The sequence below is a fragment of the Nocardia sp. KT25-26 genome, assembly GCF_056627695.1.
Window position 1 is genome coordinate 557,831 of the sequence record NZ_CM152813.1, and the last position, 18,352, is coordinate 576,182.

Annotated in this window: 13 protein-coding genes, 1 tRNA gene and 1 pseudogene; 10 read left to right on the forward strand and 5 right to left on the reverse strand. The window is 68.4% G+C overall.

All coding sequences use genetic code 11. The features are described 5' to 3' along the window. Positions 1-24 precede the first annotated feature (24 nt). Positions 25-110: transfer RNA gene (locus AC1HFH_RS02635), tRNA-Ser, on the forward strand. 65 nt (positions 111-175) lie between these two features. On the opposite strand, the gene AC1HFH_RS02640 is transcribed toward AC1HFH_RS02635, so the two are convergent. Together AC1HFH_RS02640 and AC1HFH_RS02645 are read right to left on the reverse strand one after the other, a co-directional pair. Then, on the reverse strand, positions 176-1,642 hold the full coding sequence (locus AC1HFH_RS02640) for a threonine/serine exporter family protein (protein WP_480245833.1): 1,467 nt from the start codon (positions 1,640-1,642) through the stop codon (positions 176-178). Positions 1,643-1,737: 95 nt separating this feature from the next. Beyond that, positions 1,738-3,390, reverse strand: a complete 1,653-nt coding sequence (locus AC1HFH_RS02645) for a DUF2207 family protein (RefSeq protein ID WP_480245834.1) — start codon at positions 3,388-3,390, stop codon at positions 1,738-1,740. Positions 3,391-3,759: 369 nt separating this feature from the next. On the opposite strand from AC1HFH_RS02645, the gene AC1HFH_RS02650 reads away from it, so the two are divergent. Beyond that, positions 3,760-4,668 (forward strand): neutral zinc metallopeptidase, encoded by a 909-nt coding sequence (locus tag AC1HFH_RS02650; RefSeq protein ID WP_480245835.1) that lies wholly within the window; start codon positions 3,760-3,762, stop codon positions 4,666-4,668. 33 nt (positions 4,669-4,701) lie between these two features. Here the strand turns inward: AC1HFH_RS02650 and AC1HFH_RS02655 are convergent, their stop codons facing one another. Further along, a complete protein-coding gene (locus tag AC1HFH_RS02655; RefSeq protein ID WP_480245836.1) occupies positions 4,702-5,526 on the reverse strand; it encodes a hypothetical protein in 825 nt (274 codons plus the stop codon). A gap of 487 nt (positions 5,527-6,013) precedes the next feature. Here AC1HFH_RS02655 and AC1HFH_RS02660 point away from each other — a divergent pair. The 3 genes and pseudogenes from AC1HFH_RS02660 to AC1HFH_RS02670 form a co-directional block, all read left to right on the forward strand. Next, positions 6,014-7,630 (forward strand): annotated as a pseudogene (locus AC1HFH_RS02660) (DNA polymerase III subunit gamma and tau); the annotation flags it as partial. Between the two features lie 1,795 nt (positions 7,631-9,425). Further along, a complete protein-coding gene (locus AC1HFH_RS02665) occupies positions 9,426-10,640 on the forward strand; it encodes an acetyl-CoA C-acetyltransferase (protein WP_480245837.1) in 1,215 nt (404 codons plus the stop codon). Positions 10,641-10,690: 50 nt separating this feature from the next. Continuing rightward, on the forward strand, positions 10,691-12,841 hold the full coding sequence (locus tag AC1HFH_RS02670) for a 3-hydroxyacyl-CoA dehydrogenase NAD-binding domain-containing protein (protein WP_480245838.1): 2,151 nt from the start codon (positions 10,691-10,693) through the stop codon (positions 12,839-12,841). A gap of 130 nt (positions 12,842-12,971) precedes the next feature. On the opposite strand, the gene AC1HFH_RS02675 is transcribed toward AC1HFH_RS02670, so the two are convergent. Both AC1HFH_RS02675 and AC1HFH_RS02680 read right to left on the reverse strand, forming a co-directional pair. Then, on the reverse strand, positions 12,972-13,400 hold the full coding sequence (locus AC1HFH_RS02675) for a DUF4189 domain-containing protein (RefSeq protein ID WP_480245839.1): 429 nt from the start codon (positions 13,398-13,400) through the stop codon (positions 12,972-12,974). 396 nt (positions 13,401-13,796) lie between these two features. After that, positions 13,797-14,186 carry a helix-turn-helix domain-containing protein gene (locus tag AC1HFH_RS02680; RefSeq protein ID WP_480245840.1) on the reverse strand — a complete coding sequence of 130 codons (390 nt, stop codon included), beginning with the start codon at positions 14,184-14,186 and terminating at the stop codon, positions 13,797-13,799. Between the two features lie 537 nt (positions 14,187-14,723). Here AC1HFH_RS02680 and AC1HFH_RS02685 point away from each other — a divergent pair. The 5 genes from AC1HFH_RS02685 to AC1HFH_RS02705 all read left to right on the forward strand — a co-directional run bounded on the left by AC1HFH_RS02685 (position 14,724) and on the right by AC1HFH_RS02705 (position 18,337). Then, positions 14,724-15,500: a hypothetical protein gene (locus AC1HFH_RS02685; RefSeq protein ID WP_480245841.1), complete on the forward strand. Its 777-nt coding sequence runs from the start codon at positions 14,724-14,726 to the stop codon at positions 15,498-15,500. Between the two features lie 773 nt (positions 15,501-16,273). Continuing rightward, positions 16,274-16,822, forward strand: coding sequence for a hypothetical protein (locus AC1HFH_RS02690; RefSeq protein ID WP_480245842.1), 549 nt, complete (start codon positions 16,274-16,276; stop codon positions 16,820-16,822). A gap of 231 nt (positions 16,823-17,053) precedes the next feature. Continuing rightward, positions 17,054-17,266, forward strand: a complete 213-nt coding sequence (locus AC1HFH_RS02695; RefSeq protein WP_480245843.1) for a hypothetical protein — start codon at positions 17,054-17,056, stop codon at positions 17,264-17,266. Then, positions 17,263-17,559 carry a hypothetical protein gene (locus tag AC1HFH_RS02700; RefSeq protein ID WP_480245844.1) on the forward strand — a complete coding sequence of 99 codons (297 nt, stop codon included), beginning with the start codon at positions 17,263-17,265 and terminating at the stop codon, positions 17,557-17,559. Before AC1HFH_RS02695 ends, AC1HFH_RS02700 begins: the two co-directional genes overlap by 4 nt. A gap of 325 nt (positions 17,560-17,884) precedes the next feature. Further along, entirely contained in the window at positions 17,885-18,337 is a 453-nt protein-coding gene (locus AC1HFH_RS02705; RefSeq protein WP_480245845.1) for a phage tail termination protein, read from the forward strand. Positions 18,338-18,352 lie beyond the last annotated feature (15 nt).

Genomic DNA, 18,352 nt, shown 5'->3' on the forward strand with positions numbered 1-18,352 from the left:
CGCGCCGACGGTATGCTGCTGCACGGAGGATTCGCCTAGTGGCCTATGGCGCTCGCCTGGAACGCGGGTTGGGTTAACAGCCCTCGCGGGTTCGAATCCCGCATCCTCCGCTCCGACAAGCCGTCGGCGAGCCCGGAATCCCGGGCCTGCCGACGGCTTCTGTCGTTCCGGCCGCTCACCAGTTCTCGGTGTACTCCCGCTGGAAGGACCGCTGGATGCGCCCGGAGCTGACCACCCGGTCGACCCATTCGCCGAGGATGACACCAGCGGCCAGTGAGCAGCCGACACCGAAGGCGCCGAAGATCTGGTTGATCCCGAGCAGCAGCTGATCGTCGAGCAAGGCGTACAGACCGCGGTAGACCTTGAGACCCGGCAGCAGCGGGACGATACCGGCGGTGGCGGCGACCAGCGGCGGGGTGAGCGCCCGCCGCGCCATCAGGCCACCGGCCAGGCCGATCACCGTCGCCGCGAAACCCGACGCGATGACCGGGCCGAAGCCGATCTCGCTGACCAGCAGGAAAACCAGCGTGCCGACCGCGCCGCCGGCCGCCGCCGTCGCCAGTGCCCGGCGTTCCGCATAGCAGGCCAGCGCGAATGCGAAGGCCGCCAGCGCACCGGCGAACAACTTCACCGGCAGGTTGTCGATATCGCGGCCGCCGACGTCGATCGGCGGCAGGTTGATCCCGATCATCACCGAGACCCGCAACGCCAGGCCGATCCCGGCGACGATCCCGCCGGTCATCATCAGCACTTCCAGCATGCGGGCGGCAGCGGTGATCGGAGCGTCGGTGATCGCGTCCTGGACCGCGCCCACCAGCTGCAGACCACTGAGCATCACCGTGATCCCCGCCGCGATGATCAGCGCGGGGTCGGCTCTGATGCCGAGCGGCTCCTCGAAGGCGCTGAGGATGATTGCCGGAGTGGCCGCGATGATGCCGCCCATCACGTTCTGGAAGAACACCGGCAGTCCCAGCCGCCCGAGCGAGATGTTGAACACGTCGATGACGGCGGTGGTGAGGAAACTCAGCGCGGCCAGCACGATCCCGCCGCCGAGCAGCGTCGCGATCGCCCCGGCCAGCAGCGACCAGCCGAGCGTGGACACCCAGCGCGGGTACGGGTGGCCGCCGGAGGTGATCTCGTCGAGTGCGGCATGGGCGCGATCGGGCGGCACCAGCTGGGTGCGGATCTTGCGGGTGAGCCGGTCGGCCTGCGCCAGCCGGGTGAAGTCCAGTGAACGATAGGTCACCATCCGCATATCGCCGGCCGGCGGCAGCGCCGGGCCACGATCGGCGGTGATCTGAATCGAGTTGTACGTCACATCGATATCGCACTGATCCAGCCCGTAGGTGGAGGCGATGAACCGGACCTGGGCGCTGGTGTCGGTGACACCGGTCCCCGAGGCCAGCACGACCTCGCCGACCCGCACCGACAGGTCCAGTACCTCGGAGACCTGGGCGTCGTCGGACAGATCGATCGGCTGGACCGGTGTCGGTGCGAAGACGAGGTTGTCGGCGGTCGCCCGGCGTTCCGGCGACCAGAGCCGGAAAGGCCGGCGCAGCCGGAATCGCCCCCACTGCGACCGGGAAGGGATCGGAATTCGGTCGGTGGCGGTGTCGTCGTCGAATGGCGGATCTGCAGCCATACCCGCGACGGTAGCCGTCCGCGGCCGGGTCGCGCCGCCCGCCCGGGACGGGGTACGGCGTGTCGCGGCAATGGCGTCGGTCGTGTCCCGGCGGGTCAGTGACCGGCGTCACCGATATCGCCGAAAATGCCCTCCAGTGCGGTGATGAAGAACGGGAACCGGCCCGCGAAATGGTGCAGGTTCGGGTCGCTCTCGAAGCCGCCGAACCAGTAGATGCCCGGCCGGGCGTCGGCCGCGGGCGCGAGGTCACGGAAGGCCCGGATCCAGTTGTCGGTGCGGGCGTTGAGGACCGTGTACGGCAGCCCGCGGGAGAACACCGTCTCCTGGTCGATCGGCGGGACCTGTTCCCGGGTGACCGAATCCATGCCCCGCTGCAGCGCCCGGACCCGGCCGGTCACCGCATCCCCGTGTGCGGTGCGGGCGGGCAGATACCGCGGCAGCACCAGGCCGGCGCAGCCGGCCAGCGCGATCGCCACGCCGACCAGGGCATGCCCCGCGGTCAACGCGAGGACGATGGTGGTCAGCAGCCCGACGCCGATCAGCGACGCGCCCACCCAGACCGGCAGCCGGGACCGCTTCGGGTCGGTCAGGGTGCCCGCTGCCACGGCGTCGGCGATCATCGCCTCCCGGACCGCGGCCCCGGCGACCCGGCCCGGCGCCCGCAGTTCGCCGACCGTCACCGATTCGGCATCGTCGGGCAGCAGTGCGGCGTAGATCGCCGACTCGTAGTCCCGCAGCTGCTCGTCCGGCGGGTTCACCCGGCTGATCCGCCAGTCGTCGTCGGCGATCGACTCGATCCACAGGTAGCGGCGCACAGCGAGATCGACCACCGTGGCGGCCACATCCACGGGATCGACATGCTCGTCCAGCAGCAGTCCGGCCTCGCCCGGCAGCACGCCTTCCGGGGTGACGAAGTGCACCCGGTCCTGTTCACGGGCCAGCGGGGCGAACACGTCGGTCCCGGCGGCCGCTGCGGCCGCCCGGCGTCGGGCGAACAGCACGTACCCGGCCGCACCCAGCAGACCGAGCAGCAATGCGCCGAATGCGGCCAGTACCGGACCGGTCACCTCGAATGCGCGGCCCGAACTGTTCTCCCGCACATCGGCGTTCGCGGGCACGGTGCCGGGAGGCAGTTGCAGGGTGAGGTCCAGGGTGTCGCCGCTGGCGATATCGGTCTGGGTCAGATACAGCACGCCGTCCGGCTCGATCTGCACGTCGGCGCATTCGCGGGTACTGCCCAGCCGGCCGAGCATGCATTCCACGATGCCCATCCGGTAGCTGGGGCTGATCACCGTCACATCGAGGCGGGCGATATCCACCCCGATCGCACCGAACCACCGGAACACCTGGCTGCCGGGCGCATCGGCGACGGTGTTGTGCACGGTGTACTCGAAATTCGACTCGCCCGGCCGGGCGGTCACGGTGAATCGGTCGGTTCCGGTCTCGGTGCTGCCCGTCCCGGTCGCGGTCGCGTCGGTGACCCGGAACCGGCGTTCGACATCGCCTTCCAGCTGGACGCGCAGCGGCACCGTCATCGTGAAATCCTCGGCGCCGGGCGGCACTACGACCGTCTCGTGCACCTGCAGGGCGCCGGTCTCGTCCAGCGTCAGATCGGCTGTGATGGTGACGCCGTCGTCCGTGGGCTGTGCCTGGGCTGCCGGCGCGATCGGTGAAACGCACACCGCGGCGCAGCCCAGTGCTGCGGCGAGCAGCCGTCGAGGCGTGGCGCCCCCCCGAAAAGTCAGCATGGCTCGCTACTCTAGTCAGCTTGATAGTCTGCGTCGGGCCGACGAGGTCTGCCGAACCGGGAAAGCGCGGTGCGGCCGACCGATGCGATCGGGTACTGACGGCGATACCGGAGACGGAGGCGCGGGGGAGTGACTGGACCACCGTACGGGTACGGACCCGATGGACGACCGGTGCCGCCCGGATACGGTGCCCGGTACAGCGCACCACCCGGCTACCCGCCACACCCCGGATACGCACCGCAACCGGGCTATCCCGTGCATCCGGGGTATCCACCCTCGGCACCCGGGTACGGGCGGCCCGGCTATCCGGCCCCACAGCCCGGCCGGCCACCGCAGGGGTACGGCTACTCTCCGGCGTCGCCGCGTCCGATGCCGTACGGTCCGCCCGGCCGACCGCCGCAGCCGCCACGTAAGAGCGGCGGCGGGGCTCCGCTGCTGTTGATCGCACTGGTGCTGGTAATCGGCGGGCTGGTCACCTTCGCCTTCCGAACCGGGATCGGCAGCGATGTGCTGACCGACGCCCGCGGGCCCGACCACAGCTACTCGACGGATCCGGACGGTGCGCCGTCCGAGACGGCGAACAACCCGCTGCTCACCGATCCGGACGCGACCCTGATCCCGGCGACCTGCAACTATGCCCGCTGGGATACCCAGGTCGAGCAGGCCCGGGCGTTCTTCGAATCGGCCGCGGGCTGTCTGGAATCGGCCTGGCGGCCGGTACTGGCCGATGCGGGGCTCCCCTTCCAGGCTCCGGAATTGAGCGTCACCGCGACCACATCGGGAATCACCACCCCGTGCACCGGTTCGACCAGCAACTTCGCCGCGTTCTATTGCGGTGCGAACCACACCATCTATATGCCGATCAGCCAGTTGCAGACCGACCATTTCGGCGACAACTGGGTCGTCTATCTGTCGGTGTTCGCCCATGAATACGGCCACCACATCCAGGCGGTGTCCGGAATCCTGCGCCGGGCGAACCAGGAGCGGGTCACCGTCGGTGTCCGCTCACCGGAGGGGCTGCAGCTGTCGCGCCGGGTGGAGCTGCAGGCCAACTGCTTCGACGGCATGTACATCGGGTCCAGTGCCGATGCCGGATCGCTGAACGGGGATCAGGTGGACGTCGCCACCCAGGATTCCTACGGTCGCGGCGACCGTCCGGGCGATATGCGCGACCACGGAACCTCGGAGAACGGTGGACAGTGGTTCGAGAAGGGGCTGGATCGGAACCTGACCGGGGCCTGCAACACCTTCACCGCCCCCGCGGGTGAGGTGAGCTGACCGGCGCACCCATTCGGGAGTCGATCGCCGTGGTCACCGGGGCCGTTGCTGTTTGGCCCGGGCCCGTCGGCCACGGGGGCCGAGCGCCGGCTGCTCGTCCTCGGCCAGCCATTCGGCGGTGGTCAGCCATTGGCGCTGGGCGTCGAGGTCGGCTTCGTCGAAGAAGATCCGGCGGTTGCGGCCGTCTCGAACCTCGCGGGCCAGTGCCGCCCAGCCGGGTGCGGTGCCGTTCCGGGAGAGTTGGTCGGCGATGTAGCCGGTGACCAGCTTCCCGATCGTGTTCACCGGCTCGACCGACACCCGATTGCCGTACCGGGCGGCATACCAGCGGCGGCCGGCGCACAGCGACCGCGGCCGGGCGTTGGAGGCGATCCAACCGGCTCGCTGGGCCCGCTCCACCAGCCACAGGTGCTTCACCGCGGCGGGCGGGACCGTGCCGACGCGTTCGGTGATCAGTTCCCGGACCGCGGGGTCGTCGAGGATGTCGCGCCGGGTCGGCCCGCTGTCGTGGGCGGCCCAGTGAGCCGCGGTCAACCGGGCCAGCAGCCGCCCGAAGTCATTGATACTGCGTTGCGCGCGGCGGCCGAGTCGTTCGATCCGGTCGGCTTCGCGGCGCATCTCGTTCTGCGCGGTCAGCGTCCGGATCGCGGCCATCGTGGGCACCTGGCCGCGTTCGAGTAGCTGCAGGATCGCGGTGGCGGTGCTGGGGTCGGCGGCGGCCGAAACCGGCAGGCTGTCGCGTTTGACGTCGAACTCCTCCGGGCGGATCGCACGGCTGAGTAATCCGACGGCGGTGCGATCGTCGGCGAAGTCGGTGTTGGCGAGCCAGGCGGCGGCGATGTCGTCACACGACAGCACGGTGAAAAGGTCCTCCGGTCGGGAGCGATCAGTTTCGATGTGTTGCGGCTCGTAGTCCGGCACCCGGTGCGGGCGCAGGTGGCAAGGTTGTGCCCCGGTCGGGATGAGGGACCGGCCGGGGTCACCAACCTGATGAAGGTTTGGCCACCGAAGTTGCCGACACCAACGGTAGCCAGGCAATTGCGCCGCTGTCAGCAGCGGAGACGTATTCGTTACGTCCAAAATCTCGCCGGAAAACGGGGTGGTGGCCGGTTGGCGGCCGTCTACGCTGGACACGGCGGCTTCCGAGGTGCGGGTGACCCGGGTGAATGCAGTCTTTCGGGAGCCTGGAGCCCGCGGGTCTCTGCGTTTGCCGAAGCTACCAGGCCGGTCGCATGTATGTGATTTGCATCACTATATGGAGCGGGTGGTTGCCGGGGCGACCGGTTCGATACCCGTTCCACCAGGTGGAATGTGCATTGTCGGAGTCCGCCGGTAGCCTCTGGCCGTGGCTCTGTACCGGAAATACCGACCGGCAACCTTCGCCGAAGTGGTGGGTCAGGAGCACGTCACCGACCCGCTGAGTACGGCACTCGACACCGGCCGGATCAGTCATGCGTATTTGTTCTCCGGGCCCCGGGGGTGTGGCAAGACGTCCTCGGCGCGCATCCTGGCCCGCTCGCTGAATTGCGTGCAGGGCCCGACCTCGCGTCCCTGCGGGGAGTGCGCCTCGTGTATCGCGCTCGGTCCAGGCGGTGGCGGCAACCTCGATGTGATCGAACTGGACGCGGCCAGCCACGGCGGTGTCGACGACACCCGGGAGCTGCGGGACCGGGCGTTCTATGCGCCCGCCGAATCCCGGTACCGGGTATTCATCGTCGACGAGGCACATATGGTCACCACGGCCGGTTTCAATGCGCTGCTCAAGATCGTCGAGGAGCCGCCGGCCCATCTGATCTTCATCTTCGCGACCACCGAACCGGACAAGGTGCTGCCCACCATCCGGTCCCGGACCCACCACTATCCGTTCCGGCTGCTGCCGCCCGCCACGATGCGCGGCCTGCTCGGCCGAATCTGCGAACAGGAGCAGGTGCCGGTCGAGGAGTCGGTGTATCCGCTGGTCATCCGGGCAGGCGGCGGCTCGCCCCGGGACAGCCTCAGCGTGCTGGACCAGCTGCTGGCCGGTGCAGGCCCGGAGGGCGTCACCTACCCGCGGGCGGTGGCGCTGCTCGGTGTCACCGATATCGCGCTGATCGACGATGCCATCGATGCGCTGGCGGATGCCGACGGCGCCGCCCTGTTCGGCACCGTCGACCGGGTCGTCGAGGCGGGCCATGACCCCCGTCGATTCGCGGTCGACCTGCTGGAACGCCTACGCGATCTGATCCTGCTGCAATCGGTGCCGGACGCCGCCGAACGCGGCCTGGTGACCGGCCCCGGCGACGTATTGGACCGGCTGCGCGACCAGTCCGGCCGCATCGGCCCCGCCGCCCTCACCCGCTTCGCCGAGCTGCTGCACACCGGCCTGGGGGAGATGCGCGGCGCCACCGCGCCCCGCCTCCTGCTGGAGGTGATCTGCGCCCGAATGCTGCTGCCCGGCGCCGTCGACTCGGAAGCGGCCCTGCTTCAGCGCCTGGAACGGCTGGAACGCGGCGCCACAACCGCGCCACTCCCTGGCACCCCGGCGCCCCCCACCTCGCCGATGCCCCCCGGTTCGGCAGCTGCCCCCGCTCCGGACGGCGGTGGACAGCCCCGCCGCCGCGGCGCAGAGATTCTCGCCGCGGCCCGGGCCGAACGGGCCGCAAAGGCCGATGCAGCTGCCCAGCCCCTGCCATCCAAACCGGAGGCCGCTCCGCCCACGGATGCCCGAACAGCCGGGAACCGGGGTGGTCCGGCTCCGGAGGCTCGGAGCACTCCAGCGCACGGTGGCGCTGTACCGGCAGCTCAGAATCGCTCCGCCGCCGGCGCCGCGCCGGCTGGTCCCGGTGAGGTCTCCGAACCGCGGGATGACCTCCGGCGCGATCCGGGTCTCGACGCAGCAACCGGGCCGCGTCCGAGCGCCGGTGCGGATTCCCCATCCAGCGGTGGGCGAGTTACTGCGCCCGGCGCCCATCCGCATGCGGCCGACGAGCGGCCCGCCGAAGCTGCCCAGGCCCGGCCCTCCACACCCGAGGCCGCCGGGGCGGGCACCGGTCGCGACCGGGCCGCTTCGACAAGCCCGACCGAATCCGGGTGCCCACAGCCCGGCCTCGAGTCCAGCGGTACCGGGTACGGTCCCGCTCCGGATCGCGTCGCGGGGCCGACCAGCTCGCCCGAGTCCGACGCTGCAGTCGACTCGGCTACGGCGGGCGGTGACGCCCCGGCCGGCTCGCCGGAGCAGGGTGCTGCCAGAGTTGCCGATCCGGTGACGGGGCGGCGTGCTCCCGGTGCCGGTGATGCCGGCGGTCTCGTCGCGCGGGGGGGTAGGGCTGCCGACCCGGCTGGCTTGCCGGTGCAGGCTGCTGCCGGGGGGCAGGACTCGGTCCCAGGCGACCAGGGTGCGCCTGGGGTCGCTCGGGCAGCCGACCGGGCTGGTTCGCCGGGCCGGGGTGCAGCCGGGGGCGACGACTCGGTGCCGGACGACCGGAGTGCGCCCGGGGTCGCCCGTGCAGCCGAATCCCGAGGTAGCGGGCGCTACGCGGCCGGCTCAGGCCCGGAGCGGGGGGTGCCTGTCGCTGATTCCCATGCTTCCGGAGGAGCGGCATCCACGAGTTCGGATGCCGGCGTCGAGTCGCAGGCCGGTGCGCGGGGTCAATCCTTCGATCAGGGGTATGAAGCAGCCGGACGGAAGGCGCCCGGGGTGGTCGACGCGGGTGAACCCGATGGCCGAGGATCCGGAGTTTCCGGCCCCGGCCTCGAATCCGGGCCCGGCGCCACGGGTGAAGGGGAGCTCGCAGACACTGCCGCCGGGACGGGCCCGGGTGTCTTGCAACCTGCCGGTGCGGCGGGACAGCACCCGGTGGCCCCGCCGGGTGCCGGGGCGGCTGCCGACTACCCGTCGGCGGCGGAGTCGCCGGTCACCGGACCCGAGGAAGTAGCCGGATCCACTGTCGAAGCACAGTCGGCCGCCCCCACGGCAAACGAACCGCAAGACGATCTGCAGGCCGTGGTGGAGGCCGCCTGGCCGGATATCCGGGCGAAGGTGCGGGAATCGGGTGCCACCCTGCACGCCTTGCTGTCCGGGGCCGCGGTGGCCGGTGCGGAGGGGGATACGGTGATCTTCACGCATCCGAGCCCGCCGTTGGCGCAGCGTCTTTCGGCTCCGCAGAACATCGATGCCGTGCGATCGGCCGTGCAGGCCGTGCTCGGCCGGTCGGTCGAGGTGCGGTGGGAGAGCGGCGCTCCGGCGCCCCGGCCGGCGCCGCCGCGGGCGGCCGGTCGCGGCAGTGGCCCGCAAACCGCGGGCGATACCGAACGCCCGGCCCGCCGGCCGCAGTTCTCCCGGCCCAGTCAGGCCCGCGGTGCCTCGGGCGCCGCGCCGCGCCCGCCCCGGCCCGCGAGCGATGACGACATTCCGCCGCCCGACTACCCCGACCTACCCGACGACCCGGGCCCCGGCGGCTATCCGGACTCCGGTCCCGGCCCGGGCGGTGAGTTCGTGCCGCCGCCGACGCCCGAGGAAGAGCAGGAGATGATCGCGGCCGCCGCCGAGCCGGTGGCGCCCGGGGATCGGCGTGATCCGGACGAGGTCGCTCTGGCCTTGCTGGCCAGCGAGCTGGGCGCCACACCGCTGAATGGTTGACAGCCCCCGGCAGGGCAGCGTTAAGTTAACCGGAGTTCGCACTCCACGGTAGTATGAACGGGTGGGTTTTGTACGGCGTCAGGACGATGGGTCGTGACGGACGTGCGGCCACCGCACCCCAAGGAAGGAACACTCCGATATGACCACAGAGGCCTACATCTACGAGGCCATCCGCACTCCGCGCGGCAAAGGCAAGAAGAACGGCTCGCTGCACTCGGTCAAGCCGATCGATCTGACTGTCGGTCTGGTCCAGGAGCTGCGTGGCCGCTTCCCGAACCTGGACGAGGACCAGATCTCCGACATCATCCTCGGCGTCGTGACCCCGGTCGGTGACCAGGGCATGGACATCGCCCGCACCACCGTGACCGTGGCCGGCCTGCCGGACACCGTCGGTGGCTTCCAGCTCAACCGCTTCTGCGCCTCCGGCCTGGAGGCCGTGAACCTGGCTGCGCAGAAGGTGCGCTCGGGCTTCGACGATCTGGTCATCGCCGGTGGCGTCGAGTCCATGTCGCGTGTTCCGATGGGTTCGGACGGCGGCCCTTGGGCCCTCGACCCGGCCACCAACTACGACACCTACTTCGTCCCGCAGGGTGTCTCCGCCGACCTGATCGCCACCATCGAGGGCTTCAGCCGCGATGATGTCGACGCTTACGCCGTGCGTTCGCAGGAGCTGGCGGCCAAGGCCTGGGAGCAGGGCTACTTCAAGAACTCGGTCGTCCCGGTCAAGGACCAGAACGGCCTGACCGTGCTGGACCGCGACGAGCACATGCGTCCCGGCACCACCGCCGCCGACCTGGGCAAGCTGAACCCCTCCTTCGCGATGATCGGCGAAATGGGTGGCTTCGACGCGGTCACCCTGCAGAAGTACCACTACATCGAGAAGATCGACCACGTCCACCACGGTGGTAACAGCTCCGGCATCGTCGACGGCGCCGCCATGCTGCTGATCGGCAACGAGGAGGCCGGTAAGGCCTCCGGCCTCACCCCGAAGGCGCGCATCGTCGCCACCGCCACCAGCGGTGCGGACTCCACCATCATGCTGACCGGCCCGACCCCGGCCGCGCAGAAGGCCCTGGCCAAGGCCGGCCTGACCATCGACGATATGGACCTCGTCGAGATCAACGAAGCCTTCGCCTCGGTGGTGCTGAAGTTCCAGAAGGACCTGAAGGTTCCGGACGAGAAGCTGAACGTCAACGGCGGCGCCATCGCCATGGGCCACCCGCTGGGTGCCACCGGCGCGATGATCACCGGCACCATGGTCGACGAGCTCGAGCGTCGCAACGGCCGCTACGCCCTGATCACCCTGTGCATCGGTGGCGGCATGGGTGTGGCCACCATCATCGAGCGCGTCTGATCCCCGCAGCCGACGAGACTTCCACTTCTCACAGGAGAGAACGAACCCTTATGACTGACAACATCATCGGTTGGGAGAAGGACGCGGACGGCGTCGTCGTCCTGACCATCGACGACCCCAGCCAGGGCGCCAACACCATGAACGACGCGTACATCGCGTCGATGGCCGCGACCGTGGACCGCCTGGAGGCCGAGAAGGACGACATCACCGGTGTCGTGCTGACCTCCGGCAAGAAGACCTTCTTCGCCGGCGGCGACCTGAAGAACATGATGCAGGTCGGCCCGGACGACGCCGAGGGCGTCATGAAGATGCTCGACGACGTCAAGGGCCCGCTGCGCCGCCTGGAGCAGCTCGGCAAGCCGGTCGTCGCCGCCATCAACGGTGCCGCGCTCGGCGGTGGCCTGGAGATCGCGCTGGCCACCCACTACCGCGTGGCCGCCGACATCAAGGGCGTCGCCATCGGCCTGCCCGAGGTGAGCCTGGGCCTGCTGCCCGCCGGCGGCGGTGTCACCCGCACCGTGCGGATGCTCGGCCTGCAGAACGCCCTGATGCAGGTGCTGCTGCAGGGCCAGCGGCACCGCCCGGCCAAGGCCAAGGAGATCGGCCTGGTCGACGAGCTGGTCGGTTCCGTCGAGGAGCTGCTGCCGGCCGCCAAGGCGTGGATCAAGGCCAACCCCGAGGCCGCCCAGCCGTGGGACCAGAAGGGCTTCAAGATCCCCGGCGGCACCCCGTCGGTGCCGAAGTTCGCGGCCAACCTGCCGGCCTTCCCGGCCAACCTGCGCAAGCAGATCAAGGGCGCCAACATGCCGGCCCCGCGCAACATCATGTCCGCCGCGGTCGAGGGCTCGCAGGTCGACTTCGACAACGCCTCGCTGATCGAGTCCCGGTACTTCACCAACCTGCTGACCGGCCCGATCTCGAAGAACATGATCCAGGCGTTCTTCTTCGACCTGAACCACATCAACAACGGTGGTTCGCGGCCGAAGGACGTGCCGAAGCGCGAGATCAAGAAGGTCGGTGTGATCGGCGCCGGCATGATGGGTGCGGGCATCGCCTACGTCACCGCCAAGGCCGGTATCGACGTCGTGCTCAAGGACATCAGCCTGGAGAACGCCGAGAAGGGCAAGGGCTACGCCGAGGCCATCGAGGCCAAGGCGCTCAAGCGTGGCAAGACCACCGAGGAGAAGTCCAAGGCGCTGCTGGACCGGATCACCCCGGCCGCCGACCCGGCCGCCTTCGAGGGCGTCGACTTCGTCATCGAGGCCGTCTTCGAGAACCCGGACCTGAAGAACAAGGTCTTCCAGGAGATCGAGGACATCGTCGACGGCGATGCGCTGCTCGGCTCCAACACCTCCACGCTGCCGATCACCATGCTGGCCAAGGGTGTGAAGCGCGAAGAGGACTTCATCGGCATCCACTTCTTCTCGCCGGTCGACAAGATGCCGCTGGTCGAGATCATCAAGGGTGAGAAGACCTCCGACGAGGCGCTGGCCCGGGTGTACGACTACACCCTCGCCATCAAGAAGACCCCGATCGTCGTCAACGACAGCCGCGGCTTCTTCACCTCGCGCGTCATCGGCACCTTCATCAACGAGGCCATCGCGATGGTCGCCGAGGGTGTCGACCCGGCCACCGTCGAGCAGGCCGGTCTGCAGGCGGGCTACCCGGCCGCGCCGCTGAAGCTCAGCGACGAGCTGAACTTCACCACCATGCAGAAGATCTACAAGGAGACCGCGGAGGCCATCAAGGCCGAGGGCGGCGAACTGAACGCCGCCTCCGTGGAGACCTCCAAGGTGATCGACAAGCTGGTCAGCGAGTTCGACCGGACCGGCAAGCTGGGCGGTGCCGGTTTCTACGACTACACCGACGGCAAGGCGACCGGCCTGTGGAGCGAGCTGCGTTCGCTGTACAACTCCAGCCGGGAGCTGCCCGACGGCGTCACCTTCCAGGACCTCAAGGACCGGATGATGTTCGCCGAGGCCATCGAGACCCAGAAGTGCTTCGACGAAGGCGTGCTCACCAGCACCGCCGACGCGAACATCGGCTCGATCTTCGGCATCGGCTTCCCGGCCTGGTCCGGCGGTGTCCACCAGTTCATCGTCAACTACGACGGCGGCCAGGCCGGCTTCGTGGCCCGCGCCGACGAACTGGCCAAGAAGTTCGGCCCCCGCTTCGAGGTTCCGGCTTCGCTGCGCAAGTAATCCGGTGACAGCGCCCATTGGGCGCTGACCGCACGACCGCCCTGCCTCAGTCGAGGCAGGGCGGTCGTCGTCTACCGGACTTCGCCCGGCTTCCGGTACCGCACGTTCCGGACCGGGTGTTGTTCGGCGATCAGCCCGCGTTGTCGGTGCAGACGGTGTCGATCACGCGGGCACCGCTCAGCTGGGCGGATCCGAAGTTGGCCAGCATGGCCTGCGGCTGCAGTTCGGCGAGGTGTTCGTAGGCGAGGCGCTCTGCCTCGGCGCGGTTGGCGCCGACGCCGTATGCGACATCGCCTCCCTCACCGGTGACCAGTGCCATGCAGCCGTTCGCCCAGGATGCCCAGATCTCACAGTCGGACTGGTCGCAGTACTGCATCGCCTGTGCTTCCGCCGCTTCGCGGGTCGGGTGATTCACCGACACGGCGTAGGCCCAATCCTGGTCACTCCACGCCATCGCCCCGTGCAGGTTGGCTGCCTGTGCGTTACCGGCACCCAGCACCGATCCGGCCACGAGACCCATCGCGGCCATAGCAAGACCGGCAATCTTCTTCGAGCTCATCTTCTCCCCAATCGGAACGACTCCGGTATCGGAGCCACCAAGATCATCTCGCGATTCCCGGCGATTGCAAACTCGGAAATGATGTTCACCCGCACAGATCGGGGTGTAGCTCACATCGGGAGTGGAAAAAGGTTCGACTTGCGCTATTCGCACACAATCGCCGCGGACGGCGTGGTTTCGAGCCGGGAAGTGCCGATTGTGTGCGAATAGCGCAACATTCGAGGCACTTTCACTGCCGTGCAGCGCACCGGATGTGTGGCACCGGGCCGATGCGTGGCGGCTGACGCATCGGCGGCGGCGTGTCGCAACCGGTGCCGCCCAAGCGGCGGCACCTGCCGTCACATGTGGGTTGCCGACCGGATCGACAACTGTTGTATGTACTCGCCCTCGGTCCCGTCAGCCTCGGCGTGCCGCACGCAACCCGGCGATGAACCCGGCGACACTGTGCAGGTCGTTCTCGGACAGGCCCGACAGGTCGACGATGCCGGCCGGGGTGGAAGGTTCGGGTGGAGTCTCCGGTGCCGGATCCAGGCCGGCCCTGGCCAGCAGGAAGCCGGCGTCCAGTCCGACGGCGGATGCCATCGCCTGCAACGTTTCTGCCGTGGTACTGGCCGGAACCTTCTGGCCACGCTTGTATTGGGTGCCACCTTCGACCTGGGTCCACAGGCTGGTGCTGATACCTGCGGCACGCGCTGCACGATCCATCGACATTGCCCGTTGCTTGCGAGCTAGCCGCAGTGCTGCGCTGACGTCCTCCGGGATCACCGCGCTCCGATGCCTCGCCATGTCCACATGCTACCAGGTTGCATGCATCGACTCGATTGATGCATGCACTTGCCGAAAGGTTGCGCGCAGGTGGTTCGCAAACTTCTCAGCACTGTTGTCTACAACAGTGCTGCGCGATTGTTGCGGTGACCCTACACAGTCGGCCGTGGGTGACAGATGTGAATTCTGAAAGGCACTGCAATGCAACAAGTGACAGGTTGCGTCAATCGCGAGTCTTCGAGTTTCACCCCGACTTGACAACCGCTAGCTTGCAACGTTGCATACAACGTGTGGCGAGTGCGGGCTCCGAATCGGGCCCGGCACACGGCGCGCTGTGACGCCGGTGTGAAACCGGCTCGAGCCGTACCGCGACCCGGGTCGCGGTAACGCAAGCTGAAGGAGCAAGTGCATGAACAGATTCGATGCCGTGCAGATGGCATCGGGACGCGGGGCAGGAATGCATACGGCGAACGGGAATCGGGTGCTCTCCCTCCGATCCGCGATCGATGCTTCTGTCGGCGCCACCGATCCGGTGCGATCGGTTGTCCGGATGTCGCAATGGGGCGCTCGTCGGAATTCGGCGACCAGCACACCTGCGACCCGAGAGGCGGCATGAAGGTGTGTAGTGATGACGGGGGTGCGGCCGAACGCGAGGTTGCCGAGCCGGGTTTCTATCTGGACCGCAGGGCGATGCACTCGCTGATCGGCCTGCTCGACGAAGTGCCGGCACTGGCCCGGGACCTGGAGGATGCGCGAACGCGCCAGTGCCGGCTCGGTACCGTGGACTTCCGCACCAAATCCGGGCATCAGGAGCAGAAACTGCCGTTCAATCCGGCTGCGGCGAGCGCGGCCGACCACCTGAAGGCGGTGCTGGGGTCCTGGGCCCGTCTGGTCTGCGAGCAGCGTGCCGTCGAGTACGACGGCGCTACCGACATCACCGGCATCTCGAAATGGCTGCGGTACAACATTGTCGCCGTCGCCATGACCGAAGGTGCACATGACGCGCCGGCCGAGATCCGCCGGGCCGTCGATGCCGCGCTCCTGGTGGTGTGTCCGCCGGTCGAAGACGCCATCGCGGATCCGGATCGGGTGGCGCAGGCCCGTGCGATGCGAATGAACGCATACGGTATCGGCAAGCTGGCGGTGAGCCTGGGTGGCGAGTTCGCGACGATGACCAAGCGGCGGGTGCAGACCCTGCGCAATGCCGGTCTGATCGAGGCGGTTCCGGGGCCGTGGCGCCCGGATTGGCCGGAGCTGTACATCGTCGGAGAGGTCATGGACGCGCACCTGAAGCTGCCCGCGCGCGTGCGGGGGAAACGTCGAAGAGGTGCATGAGAAGCGCTGGGGCGCCGACCGGACGGTCGGCGCCCCAGCTGTTTCCATGGGGGCTCGACGGCCGTCGCGGGCCGGTCTACGGGTCGGCGAAAACTCTTACGTGCTAGTCGTTCCGGCGCCTCGAGTCCCCGTGTGTGCCTTCCGTGGCACCCTTGCTGACCTGGGAGTTCAATGAAATATGGGGCGAGTATTGACAATTCACGGGCCGTGTTCCAGACTGGTCGCAGCGGGATTTCGCATGCCCAGATGCCGAAAACCGCTGATTCGAACCAGGTTTCCCTCGTCGCCGACGCTCGGGCCCGTCTGCTGAACCCGCGCCCCGGAACGCTAAGATGGTCGCGAGTCCATGGGCAGAGTGCCCGGTTTTACGTGAACGATGGGTAGGTTGGTTGTGTCCGGAACTTCCGAAGCCGGCATGCCGGAGGATGAATCACCGAACTACCAATGGTTCACCTGCGAGGACGGGCACGCCCGGGCGGCCGACGGCGAGCCGTCGGCCGACAACAGCCGACCTCGCCGGGGCCATTTGGAGATATCGCAGATCAGCTCGACGGATCGGCAGCTGATCGCCGGAGTGCTCAAGCAGTGGCGGCAGAACACCCCTCCTGCACAGTATTGGCCCGGCACCGGACGGTGAAAACTGTGATGTGCGTCTCCAGCTCTGCGCGGTAGTCGAAACTGTTCGGAGAGAAGCGATTCGGGGGAGGAACTGAAGTGCAGACCGCAACGGTGCCGTCGACTGCGGGACCCGAGAAGATGGGCCGGGTGTTTCGATGACCGACCAACTGCCGAGTGCGTTACGGCAGAACCATTTGATGATCACCGATCACGCTGCGCGGAACAGCATCCGGATCCGGCACCTGCCACTGGTGAGCACCACATTGTACTGGTCGCCGCAGGATTACGGACTGCTGATTGCCGCGGACCTTCCGGGCCGGGAACACACCGAGGCCATCGCACACGGGGTCGTTCACCTCGAGATGGCGGAGCGGCCCGAAGTGTTCGGTGTGTTCGCCGGGACCACCCCGAAGGCGGTGGTGGAAGGGATGGTGCACACCGAGGTCGCGCGGCTGCTGATCCCGATCGGCCTGCTCATCGAGGCGCTCGTCCTCTCCGACAACCTGCGGGTGGTCGCGGGACTGCTGGATGTCAGCGAGTTCCTGCTGCATTGGCGTCTGGAGAACCTGAGTCGTGAAGATCTCGCGCTGATTCCGGCTGAGATCCTGAACCGAACCGGCTGGGTGCCCGGCACGGGCCCCGCCTATACGCAGGTCTGTACCTGGCCGAACCACACCGGCGACATCCTGCTGGCCGCCATGTAGCCATAGAGAACAAACCGAACAACGACGCGAGACCCCCGATCCATCGGATCGGGGGTCTCGTCGTCGGTGCCTGATTCGGAAAGGAGGTGACCACATGCTTGCTGGTCTGACTGTTGATCAGTGGCTCACGATCGGCCAGGCACTCGTCCAGGTGCTGTCCGTGGTCGTGCCGCTGTTCGTGTAGTGCGCTCGGCTCCCTGGAGCGAGTGTGTGTCCGGAAAGGAGCCCCTCATGTGGCTCAGCACAGTGCCGGAGCCCGCCGTGGTGCGCTCCGTACTGGTGGCGATCACCGGTGTGATCGCTTTCGTCGTCGGCCGGGAGGTCGACACCATGTGGATCGAAACGGTCATGCAGGTCTACGGCCTGTTGACCCCGGTCGTGGCCGGGTTGTTCATCCGCCCGGCGGTGACCCCGGTGCGCTCCCCGGGAGGTGTCGGTCCGTGAAGACCTGGCTGAATCCCGAGTTCGTGCAGGCTGTCGGCGTCGCGGTGGCGACGGTGATCGGTGCCGTGACCGCATGGCAGGCCCGCGAGGTGGCCAAACTCCGCGCCCGGGTCGCGGCGCTGGAGGAACAGGCCGCCAGCGACAAGCTGCGGTTCCGGGATGCGATCCGGTTGATCCGCGCCCTGCAGCGGCATATCGACGAACTCCTGGGTTTCCTGCGCCTGCATGTACCGGGCCAGGAACCGCCGCCGGCTAAGTACCGGATCCCGGCGACCCTGGAAGAAGAAATCTGACCGCACCTTGCGTACGGTCCCCGACCTCATGCGGCCGGCCCCCGGAGAACACTCGACACGATTCGCGGGTTGCGAGCCCGCCGCATGACCCGCCCCGATCCCGTCAGCGCGCCCGTCTCCCGCAGGTGGTGTGCGGTCGCAGACGCCGCTGCTGCGCGACGGGACCGGGGCGCCTCGGTCCCGCCCCCGGAACTCCCCTCTCTTCGCCGGGGGCGGGACCTCTACTCGAATTCGACCGAATGGAGAACATCATGTCCGCAGAACACCATGACGAGGAGTCGGTCGTCGGCGCCGGAGCCTTGCACGTCGACGTCCAGGTGAAGCAGTGACTTCGCCCTACCCCGTTCCCGGGGAGTTTCCCGATTTCGAACAGTTCCTGATCGATCTGTACACGCCGATCGCAACCACGGTCAGCGAACTCCCGCCCACCGGAACCGAACTGGACGGCGCACTGCCGATCCTGTGGGTCCGCCGGATCGACGGCAGTCTCGACGAGAACGCCATCACCTATGTCGCCGAGGTACGGATCGCGGCCCTGGCCGCCGATCGCGCTGCCGCGGCACAGCTCGCCGCGCAAGCGCGGGAAGCGCTACTCGACGCACCCGGAACCGACGTCAACGGAGTGTTGATCGACTGGGCGCGCGAAACGGCGCCCGCCCGCATCCCGTACCGCGCGACGACCCTGCAGCGCAGTCAGGGAACCGCACAGTTCCCGGACCTGGATCCGCTGGCCCCCGTGGTCGAACTCGGGTTCACGCTGCACGCCCGCCGCCAGTAGGCGGCATTCCCTCGA

Coding starts and splice junctions, on each gene's coding strand:
- AC1HFH_RS02695 (WP_480245843.1), top strand. CDS start 17,054: ATGTGGCTCAGCACAGTGCCGGAGCCCGCCGTGGTGCGCTCCGTACTG.
- AC1HFH_RS02675 (WP_480245839.1), bottom strand. CDS start 13,400: ATGAGCTCGAAGAAGATTGCCGGTCTTGCTATGGCCGCGATGGGTCTC.
- AC1HFH_RS02680 (WP_480245840.1), bottom strand. CDS start 14,186: ATGGCGAGGCATCGGAGCGCGGTGATCCCGGAGGACGTCAGCGCAGCA.
- AC1HFH_RS02645 (WP_480245834.1), bottom strand. CDS start 3,390: ATGCTGACTTTTCGGGGGGGCGCCACGCCTCGACGGCTGCTCGCCGCA.
- AC1HFH_RS02650 (WP_480245835.1), top strand. CDS start 3,760: ATGCCGTACGGTCCGCCCGGCCGACCGCCGCAGCCGCCACGTAAGAGC.
- AC1HFH_RS02670 (WP_480245838.1), top strand. CDS start 10,691: ATGACTGACAACATCATCGGTTGGGAGAAGGACGCGGACGGCGTCGTC.
- AC1HFH_RS02665 (WP_480245837.1), top strand. CDS start 9,426: ATGACCACAGAGGCCTACATCTACGAGGCCATCCGCACTCCGCGCGGC.
- AC1HFH_RS02640 (WP_480245833.1), bottom strand. CDS start 1,642: ATGGCTGCAGATCCGCCATTCGACGACGACACCGCCACCGACCGAATT.
- AC1HFH_RS02685 (WP_480245841.1), top strand. CDS start 14,724: ATGGGGCGCTCGTCGGAATTCGGCGACCAGCACACCTGCGACCCGAGA.
- AC1HFH_RS02690 (WP_480245842.1), top strand. CDS start 16,274: ATGACCGACCAACTGCCGAGTGCGTTACGGCAGAACCATTTGATGATC.